Here is a 13721-nt window from a genome sequence, read left to right as displayed (position 1 = left end):
ATCTGAGGGGAAGGCTATCATACCACCAGAAAGGATTCTATCATGTTAGTTTTATTTACCGATACCGATACCGATATCACCCCTGCCGAAGCGAAGGAATTCGGCTATCATCTGATCAGTATGCCGTACTCGATCGACGGCGTCACCACCTATCCCTATGAGGATTTTGACGAGTTCGACGCGCACGCGTTCTACGATCAGCTCCGCGGCGGGGTGCTCCCGAACACCTCGGCGATCTCCACTCAAAAGTATAAGGATTACTTTGAGCCGCATTTCAAGGCGGGCAACGATATCCTGTATGTGCATTTTTCGCGCAATATGACGGCGACCTTTGACAACATGGATATCGCCGTCAAGGAGCTGTCGGAGCAATACCCCGACTGCAAATTCTATGAGATCGATACGATGGGCATCACCCTGTGCTCCCTGATGACCGTCAAGGAGATCGGCGATCTGTATAAAGAGGGCAAAACCGCCGAGGAGATGCTCGAATGGGCAAAGACCGAGGTGAACAAGGTCGGCTGTTATTTCTTTGCCGACGACCTCAAATTCTTCAAGCACAGCGGACGCGTGTCCGGTATCGCGGGCACGATGGGTACCCTTTTGGGCATCCGTCCGATCATCTATATGAACGAAGAGGGCAAGATGGTCTCCGTCGGTAAGGAAAAGGGCAGAGTCAAGGCGATGGAGCGCCTGTTAAGCTTCGTTGATCAGCTCGGCGAGAACGTCAAGGATCACCGCGTGCTGGTCGGTCACGCCGACTGCCGCGATATCGCCGAGGGCATCGAGAAGATGCTCAAGGAAAAATACGGCGATGACCTGCGCACCGAGATCGTGGATGTCAACCCGACCGCGGGCAGCCATTGCGGCCCCAACACCGTCGGCGTCTGCTTCCACGCCAAGAGAAGATCCCTGTAAGAGTGGTCAGTAGTCAGTGATCAGGGATCAGTAGGGACGACCAATGGTCGTCCGTGTCCCACAGGGACATTCTCCAAGCGAAAGAACGACCTGTTATTGATGCATCACGAAATCGAGGAAATATATGATCACCATCAAAGAAGTATCAACCAAAAAACAACAAAAGCAGTTCATCGATTTCCCGCTCGATCTGTATCGGGACAATCCGTATTTCGTCCCGCCGCTGTACGGTGACGAAAAGTCGATGTTCAAAGAGGACTTTATCTATAACGACACTTGTGATATCGTCAACTTCCTCGCCTATGACGGCGACAAGCCCGTCGGCAGGATCCAGGGGATCATCCAGCGCGCGTCGAATCAGAAGAACAACGAAAAGCGCGTGCGCTTCACCCGCTTCGACGCGATCGACAGCCCCGAGGCAGCCGCAAAGCTCTTCGGCGCGGTAGAAAGCTGGGCAAAGAAAAAGGGCATGGACACGATCCACGGCCCGCTCGGCTTCTCCGACCTCGAGCGTGAGGGACTATTGGTCGACGGCTTTGACCAGCTCTCAACCTTTGAGGAGCAGTACAACGCGCCCTATTACGCGACGCTGATCGAGGGTCTGGGCTTTGAGAAGGAAGTCGACTGGACAGAGAGCAAGATCTATCCACCCGACGAGGACGACGGCACCATGCGCAAGATGGCGGACTTCGTCATGAAGCGCTACAACCTGCATTTCGGCGAGGCGAAGAATATCAACGAATTCATCGAGAAATACGGCGACGATTTCTTTGGGCTGATCGATAAGGGCTATGAGAATCTTTACGGTACCGTGCCCTTTACCGAGGCGATGAAAAACGAGATCATCAAGAGCTTCAAGCTGATCGTCGACACCAAGCACGTCGCGATCATCCTTGATGAAAACGATAAGGCGGTGTGTATCGGCGTATGCTTCCCCTCGATCGCGAGGGCGGTGCAGAAATCACGCGGTAAGCTCACGCCGTTGGCGCTGATCCGCCTGCTGCGGGCGATCAAGCACCCGTCGGTGATCGACTTCGGTCTGATCGCGGTCGACCCGACCTATCTCAACCGCGGCGTTTCAACGGCGATCTCCGCTGAGATTTTGAAGATCCTGCAGGATGACAGCATCGAATACGCGGAAACAAACCTGAATTTAGAGGACAACGCCGCCATCCAGAACCAGTGGAAGCGGTTTAAGGAAGTCAAGCATAAGCGCAGAAGAGCCTATGTGAAGAAGATTGATAGAACGTTGTGATGTAGGGACGAGCATTGCTCGTCCGAGAATGACGGACGTTTTTGATATCGAGAAAGTTTGATAGGGAATAAACGTTTTAACCATGCGGATGGTCAATGACCATCCCTACGGATAAACAGAGCTTCACCTGTAAAATACTACTTGCGATGATATAATTTGGGAGGAGCGATTCCTCTCCTACCAAAAGGTAATTATTATGAAACTGATTGTTGACTGCTTCGGCGGCGATAAAAGTCCTGCGGCGAACGTCGAGGGCGCGGTGCTCGCCTTAAAGGAGCATGATGACCTGAGCCTGATCCTGACAGGCGACGAAACTATCATTAAAAATGAGCTTGACCGCCTCGGCTATACGGGCTCGAAGCTCGAGATTGTCCACGCGCCCGAGGTGATCACCGGCGAGGATAAGCCCACCGACGCGATCCGTCTGAAAAAGGAAAGCTCGATGATCAAAGCGATCGCGATGCTCCGCAAGGATCCGGAGATATCCGGCGTGATCTCGACCGGCGCTACCGGCGCGCTGATCGCCGCGGCGACCCTGCGGATCGGACGGATCCGCGGCATCCGCCGACCTGCCTTCTGTCCGCTGCTGCCCACTATGGACGGCGGCATCGTGGGCATTTGCGATTCCGGCGCGAACGTGGATATCACCCCCGAGATGCTGCTGCATCAAGCGATCCTCGGCTCGGCGTATCTCAAAAACGTCTACGGCGTCAAAAATCCCCGCGTCGCGCTGCTGAATGTCGGCGTGGAGAGCGAAAAGGGCGACGACCTGCGCAAAAAGGCGTATCCGATGCTGGGCGCTTGCGACAGTATCAATTTCGTCGGCAATATGGAGAGCCGCGATCTGCTGTCGGGCAAATACGATCTGGTGGTGTGCGACGGCTTCTCGGGCAATGTGCTGGTCAAGACGACCGAGGGCACGGCGCTGGAGCTCCTCAAAAAGCTGAAAAAGGATATCTATTCCAAGACCATCTACAAGATCGGCGCGCTGTTGATGAAGAAGATGTTCATGGAAGAAAAGGAATTCATGAACTACCACAACTACGGTGGCTCGGTGCTACTCGGCTGTGAAAAAACCATCGTCAAGGGTCACGGCAGCTCGGACGCCAACGCGGTGCGCATCTGCATCGATCAGGCGTACAAGATGTCCGCCGGCGCGATGAACGCCGAGATCGAAAAAGCATTGGAAGAGTTGAAAGGATAAAAATGTAGGGACGAGCATCGCTCGTCCGTTTGGCAGAATCGTTGTATTTCTATCTATGGCTTTCGATCATTGAAACGCTCGTCATTCTGCGGATGACCAATGGTCATCCCTACGATAGAATCGATCTGCTTCGCTTAACAATAAATCATTTAGGGAGGAATAACATGTTTGAAGATTTAAAGAAGATTCTGGATGAACAGCTCCATCTGAACGGCATGGAGATCACCAAGGAAAGCCGCATCAAAGAGGATCTCGGCGCGGACAGCCTCGACGTCCTGCAAATGCTGATGACCATCGAGGAGGAGCACGGCATCGTCATCCCCGACGAGGAGCTCGCGAGCTTTGAGACGGTCGGCGATATCCTCAACTTTTTGGAGAAGAACCGGAAGCAATAAGACAAAAACGAGAACAGCTCCCTGTGACTTTACAGGGAGCTGTTATTTTATGTTAGGGTACGGGCTTGGACACACGTGTCCGACGTACCGCATGGTTTTTGATAGATGTCATCTTTTAGCAAAGCATATTCCTGTTTCCGTAGGGATGGTCATCGACCATCCGCAGAATGACGGGCGTTTCTGTTTTCGAAAACGCCGGATAGGATCACAACATCTCTGCTTTGCGGATGACCGGTGGTCATCCCTACGGAAGGATTGATTTGCTTCGCATATTAATGTCATCTTTACAGATGCTTCGGGAGGAGCAAGCCCCTCCCCTACAAGAGGATTCTGCTCCGATTTGTGGGATTGCCACGCCCTAAAGGGCTCGCAATGACAAAAGAGCATTTTTGCAAACAAAAAAAGCAGGCTCAAAGCCTGCTTTTAGCGTATACTGATTGACAATTATCGATCATATGACCTTATGCGGAAGCGTTCAGACGCTTTGCCAGAGAAGACTTCGCTCTCGCGGCAGTATTCTTGTGCAGAATACCCTTGGTAACAGCCATGTCGATTTTCTTAGTAGCAAGACGTACCGCCTCAACCTTATCATCAGCGTTGGTATCTACCGCGATATACGCCTTCTTGATGTAGGTCTTGAGGGCAGACTTGATCGCCTTGTTCTGAGCGGTCTTGGTAGCGATGACCTTAACGCGCTTCTTTGCTGATTTAATATTCGGCATTGTCCCACCTCCTTAAAAAACAATAAATAGTAATCCGAATTCGGTTTAACACGGCACCGAAATCGGGTATAAACGCTTTCACGTACAATCAATCATACCATTAATACGCGCAAAATGCAAGCATTTTATGGATTTTTGCGGGATTTTTTTGATGATAGTATTTTTGAATGTACCTTGGCACAAGATGTTGTGGCAAAAGGCTCCCTTTGGTAAAGGGAGCTCCCTCCGCAGGAGGGTGAGGGATTGTATAAATGGAGCAAAGCGACCACTGCCTTTACCAAAGGGAAGCTTGGAACGCATATCGTTTATTCTCTGTTTCGCATCACAAAGTACCAGATCAGGCACAGCACCAGCACCACCAGCGCGACGCCGCGGTAGATCCATCCGTATACGCCGCTCTTAAGGTCCATCGGGGTCAGCGCGTTGATAAGCTCCCAGACGCCTAAGAATACCATGAAGCCCGACAGCACGAACATCATCGGCTTGCGATAGCGGGTCACGGTCACATAGATCAGGTATCCCGCCAGCAAAAACCAGATGACGGTATATAAATATCCGCTCATTGTGCCTTCTCTCTCTTCTTACGTTTGGACTTCTTGCGCGTCATCAGCAGCATGAAGATGTAGTACAGCACGATTAGGATCGTGCCGATGCGGTTGACATAATCCGGCACCGCCGAGGTGGGGTACAGCTCATAGATAAAAAATGAGAAGATCTGCCACGCGCCCTGAAAGATCAGGTAGAACGCCATCGGGCGCAGCAGGGTCAGCTTGCGAAAATACGGCGTGAGCATGATGATCGCCGCCGCAAAGCAGACGATCGCCGTCACAAAGGTAAGGATCATATTGTTAGCTCCTTTTTACATTATTATATTCATCGTCATTGCGAGGAGTTGGTAATCAAGCCAACGACGTGGCAATCTCAACCGAATTATATATAGTATAAAGACATTGTCGAAAAATGTCAATGATGGAGGCGGGTAATGGTTAACGGTTAACGGAGAACGGTTAACGGTGAAGGGAGGGCTGCGCCCTCACCCATTGATAAGTGACACTGCAACGTTTACCGTAGGGGAGGGGCTTGCTCCTCCCGCGTCGGAAAAAGTCAATGATGGAGGCGGGTAATGGTTAACGGTTAACGGAGAACGGTTAACGGTGAAGGGAGGGCTCCGCCCTCACCCATTGATAAGTGACAATGCAGCGCTCCCCTACAAATCCTCTGTAAACTTTCATTATAATAATAGGAATCAAAAATCCGCAGGATTTCCCACCACCGTCACCATTCACCGTTACCCGTTCACCGAGAGAATTTTCCTGTTTAACAAAAAATTCACAAATAAAATATTGACTTTTTCTGATTTTGGGTTATACTATGTATTGTAGTTAGCACTCGAACACCGAGAGTGCTAAAACAGAAAAGAGGGATTCAGATATCCGTCATGAGAATTTGGTATCTCGCTGACGCTCGATCAATGATGCAATCCCTCAGTCGCCGATCGGCGACAGCTCCCTTTACCAAAGGGAGCCTTGTTAGGCGCTCCAATGACCGCAGGCAAAGGAGGCGACAGTATGGGGCTCGCGTTACGAAAAGAGAAGATACTGTCCGCGGTGATCGATACCTACATCCGCACGGGTGAACCGATCGGCTCCAAGGCGCTGCTGGAAGAAACGGATCTCGGCGTATCGTCCGCGACCGTCCGCAACGAGCTCAAGTCGCTTGACGAAGAGGGTTATCTCCACCAGCCGCACACCTCGGCGGGTCGCGTACCGACCAAGCAGGGCTATCGCTACTACATCGATAATCTGATGAAGCCGGCGATCCTGCCCGAACGACTGCGCGAGAATATCGAGCGCGGCATCCGATCGGGCGCGGGCGCACCGGAGAGCATCCTGAGCCGCACGGCGATGGTACTGTCGCAGCTGACCAAAGCGGCGTCCGCCGTGACTACCCCGTCCTCCGACGAGGCGAGGATCCACAGGATCCGCTTCGTGTCCACCGGACGGCACACCTCGATGGTGGTGCTCGTCACCTCCAACGGCATGGTCAAGTCGAGGCTGTTCCGATGCGAGTTCGTCCTCACGCCGCAGCTGCTGCAGATGTTCGACAAGGCGGTGAATGAGGCGTTCGCGGGCGTCAAGCTCACGGATGTGACGCAGGGTTATTTACAAACTGCCGCTTCGGGCATGGGAGAGCTGACGCTCTTCATCCCCGATGTGCTGATCGCGCTGTATGAGGCGGTGCAAAACGCACTCGAGGTCAATGTGACCGTCGCGGGTCAGACCAACCTGCTGTTCTCGGACAACTACGATTTTGACAGCGCGCGCAACACGATCCGCTTTTTGAGCGATACCAAATCCATTTCGGGACTGCTCAACAGCAGTCGTACCCATATGATCTATCTCGGCGAGGAGAGCAAGATCCCCGAGCTGAGGGACAGCGCGGTGGTATCCGCCCGGTATGAGATCGGCGGAGAGAACGCCGGCGCCGTAGCGGTGATCGCGCCGCTGAGGATCGATTACAAAACCATTATGAGCGAGGTCATCTTCGCGGCGGGATGCGTATCCCGCGCGATCGGTGAATTGCTCTAAGGAGGATAGATTTCGATGAAGAAAGAAAAGAAGAAGCCGGAGGTTGAGGAAACCGAGAAGGTGACCGAGGAAGAAAAACCGGCAGAAGAAACGACGGGAAAGGAAGAAAAGAAGGAGCCGACTGCGGAAGAAAAGCTGCAGGAGGAGCTGAAAGCGGAGAAGGAAAAATACGTCAGGCTCTATGCCGAGTATGACAACTACCGTAAGCGCACCTCGGCGGAGAAGCTCCAGATCTATGACGACGCTACCGCCAAGGCGGTCAAGGAGCTGCTGCCCCTCGCGGACAGCATGACGCAGGCGCTCGCGCAGTTCGACGGCAAGGAAGTTCCCGAGGAATTCACCAAGGGCATCGAGATGATCGCCGCTCAGCTGAAAACCTGCTTTGAAAAGCTCAAGGTCGAGCCGTTCTGTGAGGTCGGCGATCCCTTTGATCCCGAGCTGCACAACGCGGTGTCGATGGTCGAGGATGAAGCCTTGGGCGAGAATACGATCTCGGCGGTCTATCAAAAGGGCTACAAGATCGGCGACAAGATTATCCGCCACGCGATGGTCGTTGTGGCAAACGCGTAATCGGTGAATGGTGAACGGTGAATGGTGAACGGTGGTGGGAAAGCCTGACGGCTTTTGGAATGTATGCCGCGGATAGTGCGGCAAGCTCAGACACTCTGTTTGACATTCGTTATGATATAAATCATTATATAAATCGCCGCGGATGCGCGCATCATGCGGCAACCACTATTATTCAGTTTTCAATTTTCAATTCTAAGTATTCATTACTATGGAGGTATTTATTATGGCTAAAACAATCGGTATTGACTTAGGTACAACTAACTCTTGTGTAGCAGTTATCGAGGGCGGCGAGCCCGTCGTCATCGCAAACGCAGAAGGCGCGCGCACCACTCCTTCCGTCGTCGCGTTCAGTAAGAACGGCGAGCGTCTGGTAGGTCAGGTAGCAAAGCGTCAGGCGATCACCAACCCCGATCGCACCGTATCGTCCATCAAGAGAGAGATGGGCTCCAACTACAAGGTAAACATCGACGGCAAGGCGTACACCCCGCAGGAGATCTCCGCGATGGTGCTCCAGAAGCTCAAGGCTGACGCCGAGGCTTATCTGGGTGAGAAGGTCACTTCCGCCGTCATCACCGTTCCCGCATACTTCACCGACGCACAGCGTCAGGCGACCAAGGACGCCGGCAAGATCGCGGGTCTGGACGTCAAGCGTATCATCAACGAGCCTACCGCGGCGGCACTGAGCTACGGCATGGATAAGGAAAGCGACCAGAAGGTCATGGTATACGACCTCGGCGGCGGTACCTTCGATGTATCCATCATCGAGATCGGCGACGGCGTTCAGGAGGTTCTGGCGACTGCCGGTAACAACCGTCTGGGCGGCGACGACTTTGACCAGCGTATCATCGACTGGATGGTACAGTCCTTCAAGACCGAGACCGGCGTTGACCTGTCCGGCGACAAGATGGCGATGCAGAGATTGAAGGAAGCGGCCGAGAAGTCCAAGATCGAGCTCTCCGGCGTGACCACCTCCAACATCAACCTGCCCTTCATCACCGCTGACGCGACCGGTCCCAAGCATCTGGATCTCACCCTGACCCGCGCGAAGTTCAACGAGCTGACCGCTGATCTGGTCGAGAAGACCATGGGCCCCGTCCGCACCGCTCTGTCCGATTCCGGTCTGTCCATCGGCGAGATCAACAAGGTTCTGATGGTCGGCGGTTCTTCCAGAATCCCCGCGGTTCAGGACGCTGTCAAGTCCCTGATCGGCAAAGAGCCCTTTAAGGGCATCAACCCCGACGAGTGCGTCGCGATCGGCGCGGCTATCCAGGCTGGCGTTCTGGGCGGCGAGGTAGACGGCCTGTTACTGCTCGACGTTACCCCGCTTTCTCTGGGTGTTGAGACCATGGGCGGCATCATGACCAAGATCATCGACCGCAACACCACCATCCCCACCAAGAAGAGCCAGATCTTCTCTACCGCGGCTGATAACCAGACGCAGGTTGAGATCAATATCCTCCAGGGTGAGCGTGAGTTTGCCCGCGATAACAAGCAGCTCGGTCTGTTCGCGCTGACCGGTATCGCTCCCGCTCCCAGAGGTATCCCGCAGATCGAGGTCACCTTCGACATCGACGCGAACGGTATCGTCAACGTATCCGCTAAGGATCTCGGCACCGGCGCTCAGCAGCAGATCACCATCTCCAACACCTCCAACATGTCCAAGGACGACATCGACAAGGCTGTCAAGGAGGCGGAGCAGTATGCCGCTGAGGATAAGAAGCGCCGTGAAGAGGTCGACACCAAGAATGAGGCGGAGCAGGTCGCTTATCAGGCGGAGAAGCTCATCACCGACAACGGCGACAAGATCGCTGAGGATGACAAGAACACCCTGAACACTAAGATCGCCGCTGTCAAGGACGCGATCGGTAAGAACGACACCGACCTCATCAAGGCGGCAAAGGACGATCTGATGAAGAGTCTGCAGGATATCGGCGCTAAGATGTACCAGCAGGCGGCTCCGCAGCAGGGCGCTGCTCAGCCCGGCCCCGACATGGGTCAGGATCCCAACCAGGGCGGCAGCGACGGCAACGTATACGACGCGGATTATAAGGACGTTGACTGATAGTCGGTCAACAGTGAACGGTTAACGGTTAACGGTGAAGGGCGGGCGCTGCCCGCACCCGAAACCAAAGCCTTGACTTAACGAGTAAATTCTTTTATGATATACGGGCGGGTAAGGCTCTCTTTACTCGCCCGCATCATACGTTAATAAGATAATCGGTTGAGATTGCCACGGCACAATACTGTGCCTCGCAATGACAATCGGTAGGTGGGTGAAACCATGGCAGATAAACGAGATTATTATGAAGTCTTAGGCGTGAACAAGGGCGCTTCGGACGATGAAATAAAAAAGGCGTACCGTCAGGCGGCAAAGAAGTACCATCCCGACCTGCACCCCGGCGACAAAGCGGCTGAGGAAAAGTTCAAAGAGGTCAACGAAGCGTACGAGGTGCTGTCCGACAGCGAGAAAAAGGCGCGTTATGACCAGTTCGGTCACGCGGGCGTCGATCCCAACTACGGCGCCGGCGGCGCGGGATCGCCTTTCGGTCAGGATATCGACATCGGCGACATCTTTTCGAGCTTCTTCGGAGGCTTCGGCGGCAGACGTTCGGCAAATCCCAACGCGCCCCGACGCGGCTCCGATGTGGAAACGACCATGTATATCAGCTTTGAAGAGGCGGCAAAGGGCTGTAAGAAAACCGTGCAGTATCAGGCGATCTCTACCTGTAAGGACTGTAACGGTACCGGCGCGCAGAAGGGTACGACGCCCAAGACCTGCTCCGCCTGCGGCGGCAGAGGTCAGGTGACCATCAACCAGCGTACTCCCTTCGGCACGGTGCAGACCTCCCGTCCCTGTGACGCGTGTAAGGGTCGCGGAAAGATCATCGAGACCCCGTGCCGTACCTGTAACGGTCGCGGTCAGGTGCGCCGCAAAAAGACCGTAGAGGTCAACGTCCCTGCCGGTATCAACGATGAGCAGGTGCTCAACGTCGGCGGACACGGCAACTCCGGCGTCAACGGCGGTCCCGCGGGCGATCTGCATGTCTATATCGGCATCCGTCCGCATCCGATCTTTGAGCGCAGAGGCGACGATATCTGGTGCGATCTGCCGATCACCTTCGCGCAGGCGGCACTGGGCGCGACCGTGACCGTGCCAACCCTCGACGGTAAGGCAAGCTACGAGATCCACGAGGGCACCCAGCCCGGCGATGTGTTCAAGCTCAAGGGCAAGGGTGTGCAGCACTTAGGCGGCAGAGGCAGAGGCGACCAGTTCGTCCGCGTCGTCATCGAGGTACCGAAGAACCTGAACAACAAGCAAAAGGATCTGATCAGGGAATTCGACGCCGCAATGGGCGATAAGAATTACCAGAAACGAAAAGGCTTCAAGGATAAATTGAAGGATATTTTCGGTTGATCGGATGAAGAGTGTCGAGGGATCTTGACGTGCCGACTTTGCAGACGGATCGCAGGTATAGCGGTTCGGAAAACAAGAACTGTAAGATCCTTTGAGCAAGCTCTCGGAATGACAATACAGATCTATCTACAGACCGGAGGACCCGCAATGCGGGTCCTTTTTTATGCATAGAAGCGATTGAGATAATAAGGGGTGACAATCCGATGCACCCCCCTTGAAAAAATAATGAAAAAAAGGAATAATATATTTGTATACATTTTCATCCGAATTTACCGGCTTAGCGCTTTAAATTGATAAAAACTCTTATGCAACAAGCACAAAAATTGTTGACATTTATATGGTACTGTGATATATTATATTTAAGTATCTATAATAGGTTTATAATGAGGGAAAATGTCTGATAATTATACTCAACCTGAGCAGGCTGTGACCGACCCTACCGAAAAGGAAACCGACGTTCGGAACACGGAGAAAACACCTGATAAAGCAGAGCAAAGCGCTGAGAAAAAAGAAGAGCAAAACGCTGAGAAAAAAGCGCCGAAGAAGAAACAGACGAAAAAGAAAAAAACGACGGCGCAGCTGCTGACAGGATTCCTGATCAAGCTCGCGGCGATCGCGCTGGCGGTCTGGCTGCTATTTACCTTTGTCCTGGGGCTTGTCATCCATTACGGCAACAATATGCACCCCGCGATCCGCGACGGCGATCTGATCATCAGTCTGCGGATACAGCGTCCGTTTCTCAACGCCGCCGTGCTCTATGAGCATGACGGAAAGATGTGTCTGGGCAGAGTAGTCGGAATGCCCGGCAACACCATCGATATTTCCGATGTGGGCGCGCTGACCGTCAACGGTACCGCTCCCGCGGAGGAGGTCTTTTATCCGACCTATCGCTGTGAGACCTCCGATATCAGTTATCCCTATACCGTAGGCGAGGATCAGGTATTTATCCTCAATGATTTTCGTGACGATACGAACGACAGCCGTATGTTCGGCGCGGTCAGCATGAAGGACGTCAAAGGACCCGTCCTCCTCATGCTGCGCAGAAGAAGCTTTTGATTTGCACAGACCCCATATTACCGAAGCTATGTTTTGCTACCATCATCTATAATACATAGCGAGGCGTGCGGAAGGCGCGCCTTTTCGTGCTTTATTGATATCGGTCAACCGATCGAGTACAACGGGCAACAATGATGTTGCAGCTTCATCCGAAAAGGTCATTGCGAACCTCCCTTAAGAGGTGTGGCGATCTCAACCTATAATATTTCGTCATTGCGAACCTCCTTTAGAAGGTGTGGCGATCTCAACCTATAATAATTCGTCATTGCGAACCTCCTTTAGGAGGTGTGGCAATCTCAACCTTTTCATATTGACCCCCGGCGTGTGCCTTTGCTCCCATGGGTGGGAGCTTACTGATTCTGTATGCATTTTTGCAGAAAATAAATATTTTTTATCCTAAGGAGGAAAAAACCATGAAAACACGTTTTTCAAAACTCATGGCGATCGTAATGGTCTTCGCGCTGATCGTTGCTTTTGCCGCAATCCCCGCTTCGGCGGCAACCACCTACACGCCTATCGGCGGAACCACCACGATCACCAAGAATCTGGTAGTTGATGAAGACGCGAATATCCCTGATATCACCTTCGCCTACACCATCACCAGAGGTACAGCCGCTGCGGCAACCGCCAATACTATCGAGATCCTCGCCAGCGACGTCACCGCTTCTATCGGCAACGCTGCATTCAGCAATACCGACACCGCAAGTACCCATGCAGGTCTGCCGACAGACGCGCAGGGCTCAACCACAGCGGGCAAGAAATACGCCCAGAAGAGTGTTACCGTAACATTCCCGGCGAATTCGTTCACCAAGCCCGGCGTTTACAGATATGTGATCAATGAGACCGACGGACAAAAGCCCGGCGTTACCTATGATACCACTCCGCGTTATCTCGACGTCTTTGTTGTGGCTAATGCCAATGACGAGCTTTCCGTAGACAGCTACGTTCTGCGTAACTCCGCGACCACGATCGGTACTGACGGCGCATACACCTCTGATCCTGATGTAAAGAGCTCCGGCTACACCAACTCTGTCACTCAGTATGATTTTGATTTCAGCAAGACGATCACCGGTAATCAGGGTGATAAGAACAAGCGCTTTACCTTTACGCTGAACATTACCAACGCGAACCCCGGAACCTATCCTGTTGAAGCGACAGACGTCACCGGAAACCCGACCACCATCACGATCGGTACAGACGGCACTTATACCGGCACCTTTGACTTAACCGACGGCAGTGATTTCAAAGTTCTGGGTCTGAACGCGGGCGCGGTCTGCACCGTCAGCGAGGACGCGCAGGATTATACCGCCAGCTATGTTGTTGACAACGGCAGCACTGTAACCGGCAACAATTCCGGTCAGATCGCTCTTACCGACGCGAATCACAGCGTTGCTTTCACCAATGAGCGTGACGGCATCATCCCCACCGGCGTTCTGCTGACCGTAGCTCCGTTCGCGATCGGTCTGCTGCTCTTCGGCGCACTGGCGATCTTCTTCATCGCGAGAAAGAAAAAGAGAGCGGAAGAGGAATAATCCTTTCCGAATAACGCGTTATCTTAACGCTTCTCTGACGCGGCTTTTGCCGGGTCATGATCTTAC

At 53.2% G+C, this 13721-nt stretch carries 13 protein-coding genes; 10 read left to right on the top strand and 3 right to left on the bottom strand.

The annotated features are described in order from the left end of the window. Positions 1-42: 42 nt before the first annotated feature. The 4 genes from JKK62_RS10835 to acpP all read left to right on the top strand — a co-directional run bounded on the left by JKK62_RS10835 (position 43) and on the right by acpP (position 3772). Complete coding sequence (locus tag JKK62_RS10835) at positions 43-918, top strand: DegV family protein (protein ID WP_201427913.1); 876 nt, start codon at positions 43-45, stop codon at positions 916-918. Positions 919-1042: 124 nt separating this feature from the next. Then, positions 1043-2173: an N-acetyltransferase gene (locus JKK62_RS10830; protein WP_201427912.1), complete on the top strand. Its 1131-nt coding sequence runs from the start codon at positions 1043-1045 to the stop codon at positions 2171-2173. Between the two features lie 196 nt (positions 2174-2369). Beyond that, positions 2370-3377, top strand: coding sequence for a phosphate acyltransferase PlsX (plsX, locus tag JKK62_RS10825; protein ID WP_201427911.1), 1008 nt, complete (start codon positions 2370-2372; stop codon positions 3375-3377). 164 nt (positions 3378-3541) lie between these two features. After that, on the top strand, positions 3542-3772 hold the full coding sequence (gene acpP / locus JKK62_RS10820) for an acyl carrier protein (protein ID WP_201427910.1): 231 nt from the start codon (positions 3542-3544) through the stop codon (positions 3770-3772). Between the two features lie 461 nt (positions 3773-4233). Here the strand turns inward: acpP and rpsT are convergent, their stop codons facing one another. From rpsT to JKK62_RS10805, 3 genes are all read right to left on the bottom strand, one after another. Beyond that, the gene (gene rpsT / locus JKK62_RS10815; RefSeq protein ID WP_201427909.1) at positions 4234-4494 is read right to left on the bottom strand and encodes a 30S ribosomal protein S20; all 261 of its coding nucleotides are present in this window, start codon (positions 4492-4494) and stop codon (positions 4234-4236) included. A 305-nt stretch (positions 4495-4799) separates the two neighbouring features. Continuing rightward, positions 4800-5057 carry a hypothetical protein gene (locus tag JKK62_RS10810; protein ID WP_201427908.1) on the bottom strand — a complete coding sequence of 86 codons (258 nt, stop codon included), beginning with the start codon at positions 5055-5057 and terminating at the stop codon, positions 4800-4802. Next, on the bottom strand, positions 5054-5338 hold the full coding sequence (locus JKK62_RS10805; RefSeq protein ID WP_201427907.1) for a hypothetical protein: 285 nt from the start codon (positions 5336-5338) through the stop codon (positions 5054-5056). The genes JKK62_RS10810 and JKK62_RS10805 overlap by 4 nt, the downstream gene beginning before the upstream one ends. A 724-nt stretch (positions 5339-6062) precedes the next feature. On the opposite strand from JKK62_RS10805, the gene hrcA reads away from it, so the two are divergent. The 6 genes from hrcA (at position 6063) to JKK62_RS10775 (ending at position 13655) form a co-directional block, all read left to right on the top strand. After that, positions 6063-7082, top strand: a complete 1020-nt coding sequence (gene hrcA, locus JKK62_RS10800) for a heat-inducible transcriptional repressor HrcA (RefSeq protein WP_201427906.1) — start codon at positions 6063-6065, stop codon at positions 7080-7082. Between the two features lie 15 nt (positions 7083-7097). Beyond that, positions 7098-7652 carry a nucleotide exchange factor GrpE gene (locus tag JKK62_RS10795; RefSeq protein ID WP_201427905.1) on the top strand — a complete coding sequence of 185 codons (555 nt, stop codon included), beginning with the start codon at positions 7098-7100 and terminating at the stop codon, positions 7650-7652. 223 nt (positions 7653-7875) lie between these two features. Continuing rightward, positions 7876-9714 carry a molecular chaperone DnaK gene (gene dnaK, locus JKK62_RS10790; RefSeq protein ID WP_201427904.1) on the top strand — a complete coding sequence of 613 codons (1839 nt, stop codon included), beginning with the start codon at positions 7876-7878 and terminating at the stop codon, positions 9712-9714. Positions 9715-9933: 219 nt separating this feature from the next. Continuing rightward, a complete protein-coding gene (gene dnaJ / locus JKK62_RS10785; protein ID WP_201427903.1) occupies positions 9934-11067 on the top strand; it encodes a molecular chaperone DnaJ in 1134 nt (377 codons plus the stop codon). A 393-nt stretch (positions 11068-11460) separates the two neighbouring features. Next, entirely contained in the window at positions 11461-12123 is a 663-nt protein-coding gene (gene lepB / locus JKK62_RS10780) for a signal peptidase I (protein WP_201427902.1), read from the top strand. A gap of 413 nt (positions 12124-12536) precedes the next feature. Continuing rightward, positions 12537-13655, top strand: coding sequence for a DUF7601 domain-containing protein (locus JKK62_RS10775; RefSeq protein ID WP_201427901.1), 1119 nt, complete (start codon positions 12537-12539; stop codon positions 13653-13655). Positions 13656-13721: the final 66 nt, after the last annotated feature.

It is taken from the genome of Ruminococcus difficilis, from assembly GCF_016680995.1.
This window is presented reverse-complemented; position numbering and strand designations above follow the sequence as displayed.